12 protein-coding genes are annotated in these 19327 nt (G+C 45.7%); 9 read left to right on the top strand and 3 right to left on the bottom strand.

Annotated features, from left to right (window positions below; genetic code table 11):
- Positions 1 to 133 precede the first annotated feature (133 nt).
- Positions 134 to 1099 carry a tRNA-modifying protein YgfZ gene (gene ygfZ, locus EKG38_RS05870; protein WP_126519308.1) on the bottom strand — a complete coding sequence of 322 codons (966 nt, stop codon included), beginning with the start codon at positions 1097 to 1099 and terminating at the stop codon, positions 134 to 136.
- A gap of 159 nt (positions 1100 to 1258) precedes the next feature.
- Entirely contained in the window at positions 1259 to 2494 is a 1236-nt protein-coding gene (gene serA, locus EKG38_RS05865) for a phosphoglycerate dehydrogenase (RefSeq protein ID WP_126519307.1), read from the bottom strand.
- A gap of 217 nt (positions 2495 to 2711) precedes the next feature.
- Here serA and EKG38_RS05860 point away from each other — a divergent pair, with 217 nt between their 5' ends.
- From EKG38_RS05860 to katB, 9 genes are all read left to right on the top strand, one after another.
- The gene (locus tag EKG38_RS05860; RefSeq protein ID WP_126519306.1) at positions 2712 to 3317 is read left to right on the top strand and encodes a DUF2238 domain-containing protein; all 606 of its coding nucleotides are present in this window, start codon (positions 2712 to 2714) and stop codon (positions 3315 to 3317) included.
- Between the two features lie 439 nt (positions 3318 to 3756).
- Positions 3757 to 4422, top strand: coding sequence for a helix-turn-helix transcriptional regulator (locus EKG38_RS05845; RefSeq protein ID WP_126519305.1), 666 nt, complete (start codon positions 3757 to 3759; stop codon positions 4420 to 4422).
- A gap of 816 nt (positions 4423 to 5238) precedes the next feature.
- Positions 5239 to 6291 (top strand): porin, encoded by a 1053-nt coding sequence (locus EKG38_RS05840; RefSeq protein ID WP_126519304.1) that lies wholly within the window; start codon positions 5239 to 5241, stop codon positions 6289 to 6291.
- Between the two features lie 33 nt (positions 6292 to 6324).
- Positions 6325 to 9570 (top strand): ExeM/NucH family extracellular endonuclease, encoded by a 3246-nt coding sequence (locus tag EKG38_RS05835; protein ID WP_126519303.1) that lies wholly within the window; start codon positions 6325 to 6327, stop codon positions 9568 to 9570.
- 74 nt (positions 9571 to 9644) lie between these two features.
- Entirely contained in the window at positions 9645 to 12224 is a 2580-nt protein-coding gene (locus EKG38_RS05830; RefSeq protein ID WP_126519302.1) for an endonuclease, read from the top strand.
- A 167-nt stretch (positions 12225 to 12391) separates the two neighbouring features.
- Positions 12392 to 14125, top strand: a complete 1734-nt coding sequence (gene ushA / locus EKG38_RS05825; RefSeq protein ID WP_126519301.1) for a bifunctional UDP-sugar hydrolase/5'-nucleotidase UshA — start codon at positions 12392 to 12394, stop codon at positions 14123 to 14125.
- Positions 14126 to 15212: 1087 nt separating this feature from the next.
- The gene (locus tag EKG38_RS05820; RefSeq protein ID WP_126519300.1) at positions 15213 to 15650 is read left to right on the top strand and encodes a PaaI family thioesterase; all 438 of its coding nucleotides are present in this window, start codon (positions 15213 to 15215) and stop codon (positions 15648 to 15650) included.
- Between the two features lie 132 nt (positions 15651 to 15782).
- On the top strand, positions 15783 to 16022 hold the full coding sequence (locus EKG38_RS05815; RefSeq protein ID WP_126519299.1) for a YgjV family protein: 240 nt from the start codon (positions 15783 to 15785) through the stop codon (positions 16020 to 16022).
- A gap of 528 nt (positions 16023 to 16550) precedes the next feature.
- Positions 16551 to 18032, top strand: coding sequence for a catalase KatB (gene katB / locus EKG38_RS05810; RefSeq protein WP_126519417.1), 1482 nt, complete (start codon positions 16551 to 16553; stop codon positions 18030 to 18032).
- A gap of 148 nt (positions 18033 to 18180) precedes the next feature.
- Here katB and EKG38_RS05805 read toward each other — a convergent pair whose 3' ends face one another.
- Positions 18181 to 18747, bottom strand: a complete 567-nt coding sequence (locus EKG38_RS05805) for a TMEM165/GDT1 family protein (RefSeq protein ID WP_126519298.1) — start codon at positions 18745 to 18747, stop codon at positions 18181 to 18183.
- Positions 18748 to 19327: the final 580 nt, after the last annotated feature.

Genomic DNA, 19327 nt, shown 5'->3' with positions numbered 1-19327 from the left:
TGTGAGTGGGATAAAAAAGGCGCACTAAAGTTTTATTTAGTGCGCCTTTCATCATCTATTCTTTTTTAACTCGCAACTCGCAACTCGCAACTCGCAACTCGCAACTCGCAACTCGCAACTCGCAGCCTATAACTTAATCTTCATCTTCCAGAGAATATGGCAGAGGCTGAATGGTTAGCGAAGAGCTCTCATCACCTGCAAGTCTCAGACTCGCCAAGTTTTCGGTATCGTTTGGTAGCACAGCCGTTAGCAGTACCTGCTCGCCAGATTGTATAACTTCGATGATGGTGCCGACTTTTTTGAAGCCATCTTCGAGGGCTAACTCTAACTTACTCTCCAGAGTTATGGTTTCAGATGCATTGCCCGATAGAATATAGAGGGCGCGCTTATTGCCGCCACGGTACTTCATTCTGGCTACGGTTTCCTGGCCCATGTAGCAGCCTTTCTCGAAGCTGATCCCACCGATGGCCTGCAGGTTACACATCTGAGGCACAAAGTGTCCCTGATGGGCGGCGGCAAGGTTAGGGTAACCGGACTGGATCTCGAGGGCTTGCCAGACTTTGCACTCATAGATAGGGGCATTGATTGAGGTCAGTAGTGCCTGAGAGGGAGCCTTCTCGATGACGATGATGAAACGTTCGCCGTCTTTCAACAGGGCGCCACCGGGGATCTCAGTCACCGCTTTATCTATGTCACCAAAGTAGTTAGTTACCCACTCTTGAGCCTGTTCACCCGCGACGCCAAGAATCAACCAGTCATCGCTAGCATTCGTTAGCTCAGCCTTACTGAATACGGCATATTTAGCCAATTGTGGCAGGTCGACCTCGAGCGTATCTGAGGGCATCATCATGAAGAGCGTATCTTCGATGGCAAATGTCCTGAAGCTGGCCCACATCTTTCCTTTTGGATCGCAATGAGCGCCCCAACACCAGTGATCTTTCTCGAGAGAGCTGATGTCGGTAGTAACTTGCCCGTGAATGAAGCTACGGCCTTGCTCACCGGTAATGCTCATGAGTCCAAGGTGAGTTAGATCTGAAAAAACAAGCGATGGAAGCGGATCATTCAAGTTCCAATCGAGCTGAGAAACTGAAGTCGTCATATCATTTTCCTGGAATATTAGGCGTTGAGAGGGGGGGATTGTAATACCAATTGAAGATTACTTAAATAAATGGCGCGCACAATTTTTCAATTGAGCGCGCCATATCAGTCCTGTTATAACCAAAAGCCTGCTTTGGAGAAGCCCTTAGCGAGAGAGGGGTTAGTGTGAATGAAGCAAGCGAGTACGGATGGTGCCATCGATTGTCTTCATCTGCTCCAGCGCTTCCTCGGCTTGGTCTGAATCAACTTCCATCACAACATAACCGATTTCGTTAGTCGTTTGCAGGTACTGGGCCGCGATGTTGATCCCTTTCTCTGCAAAGGCTTGGTTAATCTGAATTAACACGCCAGGTTGGTTATGGTGAATATGCAGCAGACGAGAGGTATCTTTATGTTGTGCCAGTGATACCTCTGGGAAGTTTACCGCAGTCATGGTCGAGCCATTGTCTGAGTATTTAGCCAGTTTCCCGGCCACTTCGATGCCGATATTTTCCTGAGCTTCTTGCGTGCTACCGCCGACATGTGGCGTCAAGATGACATTGTCTAAGCCGCGAAGCGGGCTGATAAACTCATCATCATTGGATTTCGGTTCGACAGGGAAAACGTCGATCGCCGCACCGGCAATCTTGTCTGCTTCAAGCACCGATGCCAGTGCGTCGATATCGACAACGGTTCCGCGAGAGGCATTGATCAAGATGCTGCCCTTCTTCATGTAGGCAAGTTCGGCTTCGCCGATCATCTCCTTCGTTTGTGGCGTCTCAGGCACATGTAGACTGACTACGTCGGCAAGCGCTATCAACTCCTGCATAGAGTGGATCTGTTGGGCGTTACCGAGAGGCAACTTATCTTCGATATCGAAGAAGATCACTCTCATACCTAAGGTTTCAGCTAAGATACCAAGCTGAGTACCAATATGACCGTAACCGATAACTCCTAAGGTTTTTCCACGAGCTTCGAAGCTACCACTTGCACTCTTTAGCCATCCACCTCTGTGTGCCATAGCATTACGCTGCGGGATGCCACGCAGGAGCATGATAATCTCGCCTAATACCAACTCTGCAACACTTCGCGTGTTAGAAAACGGTGCATTAAATACAGGTATGCCCAATTTCTCAGCAACCTTAAGGTTTACCTGATTGGTGCCTATACAGAAGCAACCAATACCGACCAATTTGTCAGCCTGACTCAATACCGTTTCCGAAAGCTGAGTACGGGAACGAAGACCGACAAAATGTGCATCCTTAATAGAGGCGATGAGTGCCTCCTCCCCGAGGGATGCTTTGTGGTATTCAATGTTGGTATAGCCCGCACGCTCGAGTACATCTACCGCAGATTGGTGGACGCCTTCCAAAAGCAGGATCTTGATCTTATCCTTGTCCAGCGAATGTTTCGCCATGATTTAGGTACCCTCTTCGGTTATTGGTATTATATTATTTGTTTTTCACCAAACACCGCTCACTTGCAGAACCCTGCATAATGGTGGAGTTTGGCTATGATCTGTCAATGCTCAACCAAAATAGCACTATTTTTGTTCAGTGTGGAGGGCTAGATGGCTAAAGTCATTATTCTGGTGATGAAACAATATGATTAATTTGTACTAAGAGGTTCCAATTTTGAATAAACGCGTCATTTGGCTAATCGTTTTTTTCTCTGTACTGATCTGGTCCGCTATAGGGCCGAAGGATCAGTTCACCTGGTTCCTTGAGGTCTTGCCGGCATTAATTGCTCTACCAGTGCTATTTTTTACCCGCAATCGCTTCCCGATGAGCCCCTTGGCTTACCTGCTTATATTGATCCATTGTGTCATCCTGATGGTAGGTGGTCATTATACCTATGCTGAGGTTCCATTTTTTGATTGGATATCACAACTTGTTGATGGAGATAGAAATAATTACGACAAGCTGGGCCATTTAGCTCAAGGTTTTGTCCCTGTTATATTGGCGAGAGAGATATTTATCAGAAGGGAGGTGGTGAAGCTGGGCCACTGGTGCAATTTTCTGGCTGTCTGTTTCGCCCTCGCATTCTCGGCTTTCTATGAACTGCTTGAGTGGTGGGTAGCATTGTTAACCGGTGAAGATGCCGAAGCGTTTCTCGGCACTCAAGGTTATATCTGGGACACCCAATCTGACATGGGGATGGCGCTGTTAGGCGCTATTGTTAGTTTGCTTGTATTGTCACGATATCACGATAAGCAGATCGATCAATTGAGAATAGGATAATTGTCCGGAAGCTATGGTTATATCTGGAATACGCAAACCTCAGATATGGGAATGGCGCTGTTGGGTGCTATTGTCAGTTTACTTTTATTGTCACGCCTTCACGATAGGCAGATCGATCAATTGAGAATAGGATAATTGCCCGGAAGCTATGGTTATATCTGGAATACGCAAACCTCAGATATGGGAATGGCGCTGTTAGGCGCAATTGTTAGTTTGCTTTTATTGTTACGACTTCACGAAACTTTAACCTTTATCGCTTTTTTGTTACAACTTGGGCTAGTCAAACTTACTAAAACTGTTCAAGATAGTCATCATTGAGATTGATAGGGAAGCGTGTCGGTGCTTAATACCCAAACGACCTCGAAATGCAGGATTCAGCATTTTGAAGTGGCTTGGGTATACACTGCACACAGAGGTAACTTTTCAGGGAGAGAAGTGAATGAGTAAAATTGATGGGTTAGTGTTTTTGCACCAAGTAGCAGCCCCATGCCATTTAGCCATCTTGGCTGAATCTATCGGATTAAAGACTCGTATCGTAAAACAGGTGTCTGATTTAGAGCCTGAAAGGGACGCTAATAGTTTCTACCTTATTTCACAAGAAGGAGCGGCACTCGACAGTAAAGGGATCCCTTTACTGGCCTCTCGTCTGGTACCTCATGTCCCCGTCGCTCTATATCAAGTCGATCGCGATAAGCTGGAGCCTGAAACTGCGCTGTTATTGGGGATCCGTGGGCTCCTCTATGCCGATCAGCGTATGGATCTGCTCTTAACCGGTCTGAGAAAGATGGTCGCCGATGAGTTATGGTATGACAGGACCTTGATAAGCAAGATGTTTCGTCATCTTGTGAAGCGATTAGACAGTGCCAACGATTATTCTCAAGAGACGGTGGCTATGCTGGAGATGCTCACGAAACGAGAACGTACCATCATTCAGTTAGTCTCAAGTGGTGCCCGAAATAAAGAGATCGCCGATAATCTTTGTATCAGCGAACATACGGTGAAAGCACACATCTCATCTATCTTCAGAAAGACTCAATCACGTAATCGTGTAGAACTGCTGCGCTGGGCACAAACCTATCAAAGCCATTTCGAGCTCTGCTCTTAGAAAGGGTTCTTAGTCTTAGCATAGCGTCTTCAGAAAGACCCAATCATCAATACGCGTGTCGAATTGCTTCGCTGGGCACAAACCTACCAGACTCACGCTCATAAGATAGTTCGAGCTATGCTCTTAGAAAGGGGTCTTAGCCTCGCGCCTTCAGAAAGACTCAATCATCAACACGCGTGTCGACTGGATTGAAAAACAGCGCTGGGCACAAACCTATCAAAGCCATTTCGAGCTCTGTTCTTAGGAAGGGCTCCTAATCTTTCCCGGTTATGTCAATTAACGGCCGATTTTTATCTCTGAAAAAAGCCTTTTTAAAGCTTTTTAATGGGGGAGGCTGACTATTTTCAGCCTGTAGTAGCAGATTAGTGATTTAAATTTAGTTTTTCATAAAAAAATCTCTTGAATAATTGCATCATTTTATACGAAAAAAACATATCTCTGTTCTTGCTTAAGTACATGATTTTTACTGCCTAAAATCATCATGTTCACACCCTGTTCTGTCAAGTGGTCAGTCCTGCTTTATTTTTCTTTGTTTAACAAGTGCTTATGCTTGCCAAATGTGATTAACCCATCTTTTTTTTGTCATGAAACTCTGTAACAATTAGTAACGCACGTTAATAAAAATTAGCGGCAGTATTATAAAAATGGGGTTGAATAAATGGATAATGTTAAAAAAATGTCAGTGTTGGCACTGTCAATCGGTGCCGCTCCACCTACCTGAGCAGCCAGCGGTTTAAGATTTACTAATAAACATTTTTAATTTTGAGTTTGGCCTTCAATTATAGGCTGACAAATTACTAATCGGAAGTAACAGCAATGTTAAACAAATCAACAATTGCAATCGCTATCGTCACTATGCTTAGTGCTGGTTCAGTGAGCGCTGTAATGCTAGATGGTGAAAGTCAAGGTGACCACGTTCGCTTATATGGCGAAGTGGGCGTAGGTGGGCATTTTGATACCCATGCAGATTATAACCATGATGAGTTCTACGATACCAAGGGCTATGTAGATGATAGCTTTGCGACTATGGGCGTAGAAGGTCGACGTGAACAATTCACTTATCGTCTTGAATTGGATTACCAACGCCGTAACTGGCTTGGCGGAGACGGTGAGTTTGAGCTGGATATCGACAAGATGTATATAGGCTATGTCTTAACCGATCAGCAGTGGATCGAGGTTGGTCTAACCGACACAGCATTCGACGATTACGACCATTTTGGAGACTTCACCTTCAACAAGTCTGTTGAAACGGGTGAAGCGGGTGACCAAGAGAACACAGTTAAGTACCAAGCCGAGTTTGAACATCTTATTTTAGGTGCTTCTTACTCATACGATGGTGAACATAAGAGTGGTGCTCTGCAAGGTGACATCGTTAACGGATACATGGGGTGGATGTCTGATCTGCTTTCTGTCGTGGTTGGCTTAGAAACGCGCGGCGGCTCCAACGGCGCCAGTAGATATGGTGAGCAGCAACAGATAGGTTTTGGTGTACGCCTGAAACTGATGCCAGATTTATCTATTGGTTTCAACGGCTTCATAGAAGATGAAGACTTGGCGACTCAGCAGAGTGGTGATGTATACCTAGATTACCAAACATTCCGCAATGAGGGATTAACGGTTAGTGCCAAGTACGACCTGAGTGAACGCTGGGAAATCATCAGCTCCGTAAACCACGAAGAATATGGGGCCTGGGATCTGATCGGTCCGAACTATGACTACTCGAAATTACCCTATGAGTACGGAAAAGAGCGTCAGTGGGCCAGTTTAGGTTTCAACTATCGTCCTGCCCGTGACATCGTGCTGTCTCTAGAAGGCCGAGTCGGCGAAGCCCCTGAAGCTGCCTACGCTTACGCACGCATGTACTTTTAGTCCGAATTGAATTCAACTTTTATAGAGTTTACTATGAAAAAAAGTTTCTTATCGCTGGCCATTGCCAGCACCATCAGCATGGGCGCCTTCGCTGGCGTTGAAGATCTGCTGATCACCGAAATGACCCAAAGCAGTGACACCACATTAGGAGCTGTAGAAATAACCAATACAGGCAGTACAGCCTTTACCTTTACTGACGATACCCTCGTTCGCAGTGAATCAGGAAAGTATGCCAATAAAATGGAGAAAGGCGACGGTACTCTGTTGCTGACAGATATTACGCTAGATGCAGGCAAATCACTGGTCATTATCAATGAAGATGCCTCTGCTGCCTTTAAGAAAACCATTACCGATAACGGCGGCATGGTTGTTGTTGGTGAAGGCGGTGCCAAGTACTCGAATTTTTACATAAATGGTAACGACCGCTTCTATATCGAGAATGAAGAAAAAATCATCGATCGTGTAGGTACTGCGAAAGCCTATGACTATTGGGCTCCGAACACTACTCTGCGTCGTAAGCAAGCCGCTGATGGCAACAATCCCGCTCAATCAGACACTTTCGATGCAACTAAGTGGCAAAACATCTTGCCAATGAAGACCGATGATTTAGGCAAATCCGAGCTGCCTGCAGCTGATGCTGAGGACATCATGGACATCTTCACTTGTCCAACGGATAAGAGTGAAATTAAGTCTCCTAGCGAAGTTCAGGGTACAGGCTTTACGTCGCCTCTGATTGCTGATGGTGAAACCGAATCAGCTGAAAAAGTTGCCGTAGAAGGTATTATCTCTGCTAAGGAAACGATTCCTAATGAAGGCTTCTATCTGCATAACCTAGTTTCAGACAATAACCCAGAGACTTCCGATGGTATCTTTGTTAGCACTAGTGCCGCCGGTGATCTGAAGGTTGGTCAAACAGTCTGTATTGGCAGTAAAGTGGCTGAGGTTGGAGGTCAGACTCAACTGTCTGCTGATACGAAATTTGGCTGGAACGTTACCGATACTACTGTCCCAACTGCGCCTATCGATATTCAGGTTATTAGCTCTGATAATGGCTCTTTCGATAAGACGTTAGAGCGTTACGAAGGAATGCTGGTTAATCTGCCTACAGATCTGGATCCTCAGACTGATGGCGAGCAAGATATGCGTATTACTCGCAGCTTCAGCTACAACTATCTTCCAAGTAGCAAAGGGCATAACCGCAACAACATGGTGGCGGCTTATAAGCGTCCTAACTTGCAGCCCAACCACTTGCACGTTGCAGGAAGCCCTGAGTCTAAGGCGGCTTATGAGCAAAACAATGACTATCGTTTAGTGATTGAAAGTGCCACTAAGTCCGACGGCATCGTCTTGCCTTACTACGCTGGCTTTAACAGTGACCCACATACCAATTATATCCGCATTGACGATAGTCTCGTGAACGCGCAGGGTATGATCAGCCAATACGAAACTGAGCTGATCCCAGGAACCGATAAGTATGATCAGGATTATAGCCTGACCATCACTAACCAGTTGACTAGTGATAACTTTATTCACAACTTACCACGTACTGATAAGCCTGATCTGAAAGACACTGTGGCAGAAGATGATTTTGCCATCCGCGTTGCCAGTCAAAACCTGTTTAACTTCTTTAATTCTCCTTTCGGTGGCGACAATAACAACTTTGGTCAGAGCCGAGGCGCAGATAGCTACGATGAATACATTAACCAGAGAACCAAACTGGTAGAAGTTATTCGTGCTCAGGATGCCGATGTCATGGCCCTGATGGAGATTGAAAACAACGGTTTTGGCGATAATAGTGCCATTGCTGAGATTGTTAACCAGGTTAACATCCAGTACGTGAGTGAGTATGCCCGTGATTACAATGGCCCTAACTCCACTGAGAACCGTTATGTGTTTGTTGGTTTTGACAACAACGGCAATCAAATGCTGGATAACCTAGACGCCATTGGTTCTGATGCTATTGCTACCGGTATCATATATCGCCCAAGCAAGATGAGCATTGAGCGCACGCGCGTTATACCTATGCCTCAGCAGAAAGCGCCTACCACAGTGAACGATTTAGGTGAGGTGATCAAAGATCAGAACAACGAGATCCTAGAGAACGGTCAGAACTACCACCGTGACGCTTTGGTTGTAACCTTTATCGTTAACCAAACCGGTAAGCGTTTAACGCTAGCTGTAAACCACCTTAAGTCAAAAGGCTCTACTTGTTGGGAAGAATGGCAAGGTGTTGAGTTTGGTGAAGCCACGACTTGGAGCAACCGTGCTGCGCCAGATCTGGATTACCAAGGGTCTTGTGCTGAGTTCCGCGTAGCCGGTGCCGTGCACTTGGGTGAAGAGATGGAAGACGTGCTTGGGGATAAGATTATCCTTGGTGATTTGAACGCCTATGGTAAAGAAGATCCAGTACTCGTTCTTACCGAGAACCCACGCAACAAGACGATCGTTACCGCTAGCCATACTTTCCTTGGACCTAAGCCTCAGTTTAACGAAGATGGCTCTGCAGCCACTATCACCAAGACTTACGGCTACATCGATATCGTCGGTGACATTTACAAGGAGAAGGGCAAGACGCCTTGGAGTTACTCTTACAGTGACGAACTAGGCTCGCTTGACCACATCTTGATCTCGCCTTCTCTGAAAGATCGCGTGATTGATGCCACTGATTGGCATGTGAATGCTGCCGAGACTGGCTTGTATGACTACCAAAATAACCGCAAAGGTTCTCTCGACGGTACTGGAGCGCATAAGTTCTATAAAGGGGACGCCTATCGCTCGTCGGATCACGATGCGGCATTGATAAGCCTTAGCTATAAGCCTGGTGATACGGATGCTAACGTGCCTATGAACCTGCCAAAACTGAGAAAGCTGATCAAGGTTCCTTATCAGATCCCAACTGGTATTTCTGCTCAAGTCGGGGATGTAGCGACCGTCCGTATGAGTCCTGATGATGATGAACAGCGTTTAGATTTGACCCAAATGGTACTTCCTAATGTGGTCCTTTCTAATGACACGACAGCTTTGGTGAATTTCGAGGTCTTTGGAGCCCCATCTGCTATCTACAACGTTACGGTAAGCCTACAGCGTGATGGCAAACTTGTGGAAGGTTCTGAGCAAACTTTCCTAGCTAAGGTATCTAACCGCGACACCTTGATTGCTGACATTGTAGAAGAAGAAATCGATCACACTGGCGGTGATGGTGGTGCTGGTAGCGCCGGCTTCATCAGCTTGTTATCCCTGTTCGGACTAGCAGCTATGCGCCGTCGTCTTCGCAAATAAGCGTTGTTCTCGACAATGAAGCGCCTGCTTTCGGGCAGTGCGCTTCCCATCAAAGATTCAAAAGAGATACGATTATGAGAATTAAAATGAACGCAGTTGCCGCAGCAACTGCTATGGTTTTGGGCGGCTTGTCCACTGCTGCTAATGCTGATTTATTGATTACAGAGTACATTGAAGGCGGCGGATTCAATAAAGCGATTGAGATTTATAACTCAGGTGACGCCGCACAATCTTTAAATGGCTATAAGCTAGTTCGTTACAAAGATGGTGCAACCACTACGACAGATATGGTCGCGTTTACAGACCAGGAAATACCGGCAAAAGGCATCTTAGTTGTTAGACATACTGATGCTGTGTTGAACCTCGACTCTAGCGTAACTGCTATGATTGGCGGTCTCCAACAGAATGGAACCGACGCTGTTGGACTATTAAATGGTGACACGGTCATTGATATTGTTGGTGCAGTGCCTACACCCAAAGATTGGGGTAAAGATGTTACGCTGCGACGTAAGAGTACCTCTGGCTCCATGGTAGCTAAAGATACTTTCGACGAAAATGACTGGACTTCTCAGCCCAAGGACACTGTCGACGGATTTGGTTGCATTGGTGAAGATGCTTGTACTTTTGTAGTCGAGCCAGGTGTGCTGCTTATCACCGAGTATGTCGAAGGTGGTAGCTATAATAAAGCGATTGAGGTTTCTAACGTAGGTGGTAGCACACTCAATTTGGATGGCAGCGAATATAAGTTAGCCATCTATTTTAACGGTGCGACTGAGATCACTGATTCCACAGTTGTCAGTCTTACTGGTTCACTCGACGTTGGTAAAAGCTTAGTGTTCCACCACTCAAGCGCTTCTGAAGCTTTTAAAGTCGGAACTGCTCACACTGTTGGTAAGTTCAGCGGTGATGATGCTTTGGTGCTTACCAAAGATGGTGCAGTTATTGATAGCATTGGTAAGGTTGGAGAGCAGCTAAAATGGACTGATGGTGACTTTTCTACTGTAGATAAAACCCTGCGGCGTAAAGCTTCTGTGAAAGTGGGTGATACTAATACCGCTGACGTATACCCTGGAACCTCTAAAGATCAGTGGCTCATTCTACCTAAAGACACTGCAGATGGCCTTGGTTGTGCCGGTGAAGACGCGTGTCCTTCAGAGCCAGAGCCAGATCCAAATCCTTGTACCAACTGTGAGATCCTTGCTCCGGTTGCCGATCCTACAACGTTCAATGGTGAGATCTATTACTCAGATGTATTAAGTGGTGATTTTGCCAATGCAGATGAGCTTAAAAATGCCCTGTCTACCATTATTGCGACAGGTCAAAAGCAACTGAGCTATAAGCAGGTTTGGAGCGTATTGACCTACGCTGATCAAGATCCCGATAACGATAAGAATGTTATTGAGATCTACACGAATGCTTCTATTTCCAAGTACGACAACCAAACCAGTGGTAGTGGTGCGGGTAAGTGGAACCGTGAGCACGTATGGGCCAAGAGTCATGGCTTCCCTAGCGACTCTCAGTGGGGCTACACCGATGCTCATCACCTGCGTCCTTCAGATCCAGGCATCAATACTGCGCGAAGCAACAATGACTTTGGTGCGTGTAGCGATACTGGTGAAGAGGTTCAGTTTAACGGTGTAGGTACAGGTAACTACCTGAACAAAACTACGGACTGCTGGGAGCCTCGTGATGAGGTGAAAGGCGATGTAGCTCGTATGATCATGTATATGGATACTCGTTATCAAGGGACCGATACAGCTACAACTAATATGCCTGATCTAGTAGTAGTAGATCGTCTAACTACCACTGCTGAGGATAGCGATCCGCTGATCGGTACGCTTTGTACTCTGTATGCGTGGAACAAGTTAGATGCTGTTGATACCTACGAGCTGAACCGTAACAACCAGGTATACAAATACCAGGGCAACCGTAACCCCTTCATTGACCGCCCTGAGTTAGTACAAGAAGTGTATGGTGCAGTCTGTGGTGACGATCCAAACCCTGGTTTGGTAGTCGAAGGTGATATTGTTACTCCTGAGAATGTAACTGAAGGTACTGCATACACCATAGATGCCTCTGCAATCAAAGCTGACGAAGGTGTTACTCTTACTTACAAGTGGGAGCAGATTGTTGGTGAAGAGAAGACAGTTGTTGGCGACAAGGCGATATTGTCTTTGACTGCGCCAATGGTTAAAGCCGACACAGCTCTGAATTTCACTCTGACCATCAGTGATGGCACTCTGGAAACCACTAAAGCAGTTAGCCTGCCTGTGACCAACGTGCCTTTGACTCTGGATGTGACGTTTGCTGGTAACACCAAGCTGATCGAAGGCGAAAGTACTGCTATCACAGCGACTGTTGCTGATGCTCCAGAAGGTACTAGCTACAGCTGGAAGCAGGTATCTGGAAACACGGCAGTGTTTACCGCTACAGGTCTGACACTTGATGTGACTTCACCTAGCGTCAATATCGATCAAGTTCTTGTGTTCGAGCTCACGGCAACTGTTGGCGAAGAAAGCTTCAGTAAGTCTGTTAGCATTGAAGTGACAAACACCGAAGACACGGGTTGGACTAAGCCTGATGGGGCTGGTAGTTTAGGTGGTCTTATGACTCTGCTGCTACCTCTAATGTGGTTGCGTCGCCGCCAAGGCTAATCATCAGTTAAGCCTATAAAAAGCAGTACCGGGATCGCTCTGGGTGCTGCTTTTTTTAACTGTATAGACGTTGTCTAAACCTCGCTTTGTGCGCTTTGTTCTCACCATGGGAAATCAGCCATTAAGGCAAGTGACAACGCTTATCTGAATAATATTGAAGGATTATTATGAATACTTCACTCCGTCCTTCTTGCCTGCTTCTTACCGGCTCAGCTATCGCTCTAACGTTAGCATTGAGCGGCTGTGGTAAGAAAAAGGTGGAAGAGGCGCCTAAGGTGACAGCATCTATCGCCTGTCAAGCCGCTGGTGATGACTGTAAGCGCTTCACCTTGCTGCATACCAATGATCACCACGGCCGTTTTTGGCAAGGCTCAAGAGGTGAGTATGGTATGGCTGCACGAAAAACCATACTTGACCAAATCCGCAAAGAGGTCACCGAACAAGGTGGGGAGACTTTACTGCTTTCAGGTGGCGATATTAACACTGGCGTACCTGAGTCTGATCTTCAAGACGCCGAGCCAGATTTTATCGGCATGAACCACCTTGGCTATGACGCCATGGCCGTGGGTAACCATGAGTTTGATAACCCATCGACGGTGATGGATAAGCAGAGAGGCTGGTCAAAATTTCCTTGGTTATCGGCCAACATCTATCGCCAAGTCGATGGTGAATGGCAACGCTATTTCGAACCTTATAAGCTGTTTGAGGTTCAAGGTTTGAAGCTGGCCGTAGTCGGCCTGACAACTGAGCATACTGCTGAAATCGGTAATCCAGAGTTTGTTGAAGATCTAAAATTTACTTCGCCTCAAACAGAAGCCAAAGATATTTTGGCAGAGCTTGAGCAGAAGCATCAACCGGATCTTGTTTTTGGTCTCACCCATATGGGTCACTATGAAAATGGTAGGCATGGTAGTAATGCGCCCGGCGATGTGGCGCTAGCTAAAAGCCTAAAGCCTGGCCAGATCCAAGCCATTATTGGCGGTCACTCACAATTACCCGTCTGTATGGAAGGGGATACTGGTGAATATGTAGAGGATTGGGGTCGTGATGAGCCTTGTAAGCCGGATCGCAAGAATGGCACTTGGATCATGCAAGCTTACGAGTGGGGCAAGTTCGTGGGGCGCGCTGACTTTGAATACTATGGCGGCGAACTTCATCTGGCTAACTACGAGTTGGTGCCTGTGAATGCAGAAACCAAGTTTGGCTCCTACTATCCGCCTCATATGCTGACTCCTAAGGATAAGGAAACTCTTGAACTGCTTCGCCCTTATCAGCGTAATGGACAGCAGAAGTTGAGAGAGCAGATTGGTGTTGCAAAGGCGGATTTCATTGGTAAGCGTAAGGTTGTTCGTTACCAAGCGACGCCTCTGGGGATGATGATAGCCCATGCTCAGACTCAGCTTCCTGTGCCAGCAGATTTCGGCATCATGAACTCTGGCGGTATTCGTGCCACCATCAAGAAAGGGCCTATTCGCTATCGTGATGTGCTTAAGGTGCAGCCTTTTTCCAACAGTGTGACTGTGACTGAGATGAATGGGGCCGAACTGAAGAAGTATTTGTCTAGGGTTGCGCTTAAGACTCGAGGCTCTGGAGGCTTTGCCCACTTCAGCGGCATCAAGATGACCGTTGACTGTAAAGCTAAAGATGTCGATATCAGAGCTGTTGGTGACAAGCCCTTCAAGCTAACGGATAAATATCGATTTACCCTCCCTAGCTATAATGCTGCGGGCGGTAACAAATATCCCAAGTTGAAGGAAAAGGCGAGAGACACCGGCTTTATTGATGCAGATATGCTTTATCAATTCATCAAAAAGCATGAGACGCTCGATCCTATCAACTATGACAGAGCGAAAGATGTTCGCTATATCAACTCCAGAAGTTCTGATGGCTGCGGCAGTTAATCTTATCATTTAATAAGGTTAATCAGCTGATACCTTAGATCTCGAAACAGAGCCCAACCTTTCGGTTGGGCTTTATTTTTTTATACCTAAGTTCCATGTGTTACCAACTCATATCTCTTTTATTGCTAGCCTAAGCACGCCTTTGTTTCTAAAACTTGTATGAATAAGGCTTGCTCCTTTAAATTAGAATAAGTGGATACTTTTAAGTTGTTACTTAATTACTTTTTCGTGTTTTTTAGATCGTATTATGGGGTTTTACTTTGGAGTTAAGTCATTGTTGAAAGACTGGTGTAAGTAAAGGATTTTTACATATCTTTTTGTTTTTGTTGTTTATGTATCTTTTTTTAAATGGTTTTGTATTCTTGTTTTTTCGTTTGATAACCTCTTTTGAACACTTGAGTTGAAAAAATAGCTCTTCCCCTTAAAAAAGTCATTTATCTCTGACAAAGTGATGCAGATCCCTTGCTCCAGATATAAGTCTGTATAAACTGCCTACATCTTGATGCTTAATTGATTAAAAATGTATGGAAGTTTTCATCATTTTGTTCGCGAGTGCTGGCGGAAAGGATTGGCTGTACTCATTTTGGAAAGGCGATTCAGAATCAATCCGAGATCCGAGAACAGTGTCGACCTGAGTTAGTGGCTTTTAATATCCAAGCCCGTTAACGCCTGTTTAATCTTAAAGGTATAAGCTGTTAACCACTGTAAAAGTTGCCCTACGGCTCTCGAATATTCACCTAATGTCGGTCGTCTCGAACGAATCGGCGCAAAAAATAAGAGTATTCGAGAGCCATCTTAAAAATAGTGAGTTATTCGTAAGTTCAAGGTTGATCTAAGAAAGTCGTCAGATAAGTGTTGCGAACACCATTTCCTTTTTTCACACTTATCACTTATCACTTATCACTTATCACTTATCACTTATCACTTATCACTTATCACTTATCACTTATCACTTATCACTTATCACTTACCACTTACCACTTACCACTTACCACCTCACCGTTTTTCCTCAATCCCGAACACCTGTTTAAATTTTGCTTATGACACAGTAGACTGTGGAGCATTATTAAAAAAGGATGGATGTAAAATGTCGATTTGGTTCAGAGCGGTAACCTTGGAAGATTGCGCCAAGATGGATGAGGGAATGCATGGTAAAGGCACCTTGATGAAGACCTTGGGCATTCAGATTTCAGAGATTGGTGATGATTATATGAAGGCAACGATGCCTGCATCTCCCGACGTCCATAACCCACTGGGAATCGTTCATGGTGGAGCCAATGTTGTGCTTGCCGAGACCGTCGCCAGCTATGCGGCGAATTTTGTTGTCGACTATGAGCAGTTCTATTGTGTAGGTCAGGAGATCAACGCTAATCACCTTAAAGCCTCCCGTAATGGTATCTTAACGGCGACGGCTAAACCGGTCCATTTAGGTAAGAGGAGCTCCGTTTGGGAGGTGTTGATTCATAATGGTGCCGGTCAATTGTGTTGCATCTCGAGGATGACCGCCGCAGTTGTTACACGTTAATCATCACTTGGGGGGATGTGGAGTTAAATACCCCACCATCTATGTCCGTTTTTTATTGAAATAAACTGTCGTAATTGCAGGCTTTTGGTCATAATAGAAACAGTAGTATTTGAATAAAATTCTGGAGAGCGTATGGATAACGCAACAATTTGGGAATGGGTAGGCTATCTGGCTTCGGTCGTGGTCGCCATCTCACTCATGATGTCGAATATTAAGAAATTGCGCTGGTGGAATCTCATAGGTGCGGCGCTGTTTGTAGCCTATGGTTTAGCGATTAGTGCGATCCCCGTAGCTTTGGTCAACTTCTTTATCGTACTTATAGATATCTATTACTTAATAAGACTCTATAAATATGAGCACAAATCGGACTAGCTTACTTTTAATGGCAGTTAATGGCAGTCAAGGCCTGAGCGGGCCTTGACTGTTATCCTTATCCTTATCCTTATCTAGCATCTAGCATCTAGCATCTAGCATCTAGCATCTAGCATCTAGCATCTAGCATCTAGCATCTAGCATCTAGCATCTAGCGGTATTTGCTATTACTCGTTGATAGTATATCCGTTGTTTCCCCTCGTGCGCTTCGAGCTTCACACTCACTCACACATTCGAGCGATCACACAGCGCGGTTATCTTTAATCTTTATCTCATCTGTTAAAATCGATTAAGGTCATCTTATTTAATCGCTTTGTTGTTTTTGTTGCTTTGACTATCATTACTCCATCGACATAGGTACGACTTAAGAGGCTAACTTTACAATGACTCTTAAGCTTATGGCCCTAATGATTAATTTACGGAGCTATATCTATGCCTACCATCTACGACGTGATTGAAAATTGGTTAATTGAAATGAGCCACAACGAGCAGATTTGATTTTTGGAGAAGAGCATGAATAAGCAAGATATGACAGAGCAAACCAACTACCTGACCAGCCAAAATGGCGCGCCGGTTGCCGATGATCAAAACTCATTGACGGCGGGAGAGCGTGGACCCGTACTGCTGCAAGATTTTCATCTGTTAGAAAAACTCGCTCACTTCAACCGTGAGCGTATTCCGGAGCGAGTGGTCCATGCGAAAGGTACCGGGGTTTATGGCACTTTCACTCTGACAAAAGATTTGAGTGAGTACACTATTGCGGATCACTTTAATGAAGTGGGCAAACAGACTGAGACCTTCGTGCGTTTCTCTACCGTAGGCGGTGAGATGGGATCGGCCGATGCCGAGCGAGATCCCCGGGGCTTTGGTCTGCGTTTTTACACCGCTCGTGGTAATCACGACATAGTGGGTAATAACACGCCAACCTTTTTCCTGCGTGACGGGATTAAGTTTCCGGACTTTATCCATACCCAAAAACGTAACCCTCAGACAAACCTTAAAGATCCGCAGGCAATGTGGGACTTCTGGGCATTGAACCCCGAGGCTTTACATCAGGTCACTGTGCTGATGTCTGATCGCGGGATCCCGGCTAACTATCGTCAGATGAATGGCTATGGTTCACATACCTATTCACTGTGGAATGATAAGGGTGAACGTTTCTGGGTTAAGTTCCACTTCAAGACAAAGCAGGGGATCGCTAACCTCACTCCTGAGCAGGCCGATATTTTAAAGGGTATCGATCCCGATTCGTCTCAACGAGACATGGTCGCGGCGATTGCCGATGGCAACTTCCCTCGTTGGGCGGTGAACGTACAGATAATGGCTGAGGCCGATGCGAATACCTATTCTATCAACCCATTCGACTTGACTAAGGTATGGCCGCACGCCGATTACCCGCTGATCGAAATTGGTGAGTTGGAACTCAACCGTATGCCGGAAAATTACTTTGCCGAAGTAGAGCAGGTAGCATTAGCGCCAAGCAATCTGGTACCGGGTGTTGGCGCCTCACCGGATAAGATGTTGCAGGCCAGACTATTCGCTTATGCCGATGCTCAGCGCTATCGTATCGGGGCTAACTATAACCAGTTACCTGTAAATTGCCCTCATGGGACTAAGGCTAATCATCATCAAAGAGCCGGAGCGATGGCGGGAACTCAGTGTCCTTATCATGGCAGTCAGACCGGCGGTGACGCTTCCGCAAACTATGGTCCGAACAGTGGGGGCCCAAATAGCCGCATTGAAGGGTTGAGCGATACCTCTCAGTTTATCGAGCCACCCTTGCGACTCGACGGTGAAGCCGACAGGTACAGTCGTTATAATCAGGATGACTTCACTCAGGCGGGTAACCTGTATCGCATCTTACCCGAAGAGGAAAAAGCGCGCTTGATTAGCAATATCTGCGGCACCCTGAGTCAGACCACGCTTGATGTGCAGCAGACCATGGTCGAGCATTTCACTAAAGCCGATGCCGACTACGGTCAACGCATCAAACAGACTTTAGGTTTGTAAGTTTTAACAGTGAATGTGTGATGAATTGAAAAAGCCAGCGCTTGGAGCGCTGGCTTTTTTAGGACATAGCAGAGAGACAGAAGTCGTAAGCTATAAGCTATAAGCTATAAGCGGTAAGTTATTCTTCTTAAAACTTAAAACTTAAAACTTAAAAGAACAGGGTAACCACACCCAATAATGCAAACAGCACTGCACAACCTCTGTGTATCAGGGTCATAGGCAGCTTTTCTGTGCTTAAGTGACCGACAATGACCACGGGAACATTGGCTATCATCATGCCTAAAGTCGTCCCCATAACCACCATAGCCAGTGCATCATATTTTGCCGCTAACACCACGGTAGCAATTTGGGTCTTGTCTCCCATCTCTGCGATAAAAAACAGAATAAAGGTCGCGACAAAGGGGCCCATCTTATAGAAACGGCTCTGCTCTTCATCCATCTTATCGGGAACGAGAACCCAGAGTGCGATGGCAAAAAATGAACCCGCAATCAGGTATCTGGCCAATTCAGGACTTATCAGGCCTATGGCCCATTGACCAAGCCAGGCGGAGGCAAAGTGATTCACTAACGTAGAAAGGAATATACCAAGAATGATGGCCGTTTTCCCTCCACTGAGGTGGCTGAATCTGGCGGCAAGGATGAGAGCGAGCAGTTGAGTTTTATCACCGATTTCGGCAATGGCAACGGTAAGAGTTGATGCGAGTAAAGCTTCCACTTAATTAGATTCCTTTGGGGGGCAAAAAATTCCGAGCACAGTTCCACCGCCCCCCAATTCATTATAAATAATAAGCGGTAACTGCACTCAGGTCTTGCCTGGCAATATGACTCATCGAGTCCTGTTGCCGTGAACACCATGGCGATGTGGCCAAGTATGTTGATGTTCACTCTGTTTAACCTGCTGACACGTCTATATTGATAGAACCCATCACTGAATCAGACTAAATAGTTAGCTACTCCCCTGAAGTAGTGGCGGCATTATACTAAAGCTTAGATTGAGTGCAACTCGTTCGAGCGGCTTTGGGTTATCTATGAGGAATCTAACAATTTTTACAAAGGTCAGTTGATCTGGGCGGTTTGTCTATTAACTTTAATGACTCGATATAAAGATGTTACAACTTTATATCGAGTCTTAGTTTGTGTACAAGTGGCTTGCCCACCGGGGGCTGAGCTGTTAATGTCCGCTTACAATCATTTTTTAGAGTATAGAGTCGTAATGCAGCAGTTCTATCAATTTTCTTCTCGATTTATGCAGCCTCAGTGGCTGAGTTAATTGGGTGAATTCACTTATTGATTAA

The organism is Shewanella canadensis, assembly GCF_003966225.1.
Taxonomy (GTDB): domain Bacteria; phylum Pseudomonadota; class Gammaproteobacteria; order Enterobacterales; family Shewanellaceae; genus Shewanella; species Shewanella canadensis.
This window is presented reverse-complemented; position numbering and strand designations above follow the sequence as displayed.

Bases quoted from the DNA above. Each gene is read 5' to 3' on its own strand.
- ygfZ (WP_126519308.1), bottom strand. From the start codon at position 1,099: ATGACGACTTCAGTTTCTCAGCTCGATTGGAACTTGAATGATCCGCTT.
- serA (WP_126519307.1), bottom strand. From the start codon at position 2,494: ATGGCGAAACATTCGCTGGACAAGGATAAGATCAAGATCCTGCTTTTG.
- EKG38_RS05845 (WP_126519305.1), top strand. From the start codon at position 3,757: ATGAGTAAAATTGATGGGTTAGTGTTTTTGCACCAAGTAGCAGCCCCA.
- EKG38_RS05840 (WP_126519304.1), top strand. From the start codon at position 5,239: ATGTTAAACAAATCAACAATTGCAATCGCTATCGTCACTATGCTTAGT.
- EKG38_RS05835 (WP_126519303.1), top strand. From the start codon at position 6,325: ATGAAAAAAAGTTTCTTATCGCTGGCCATTGCCAGCACCATCAGCATG.
- EKG38_RS05830 (WP_126519302.1), top strand. From the start codon at position 9,645: ATGAGAATTAAAATGAACGCAGTTGCCGCAGCAACTGCTATGGTTTTG.
- ushA (WP_126519301.1), top strand. From the start codon at position 12,392: ATGAATACTTCACTCCGTCCTTCTTGCCTGCTTCTTACCGGCTCAGCT.
- EKG38_RS05820 (WP_126519300.1), top strand. From the start codon at position 15,213: ATGTCGATTTGGTTCAGAGCGGTAACCTTGGAAGATTGCGCCAAGATG.
- EKG38_RS05815 (WP_126519299.1), top strand. From the start codon at position 15,783: ATGGATAACGCAACAATTTGGGAATGGGTAGGCTATCTGGCTTCGGTC.
- katB (WP_126519417.1), top strand. From the start codon at position 16,551: ATGACAGAGCAAACCAACTACCTGACCAGCCAAAATGGCGCGCCGGTT.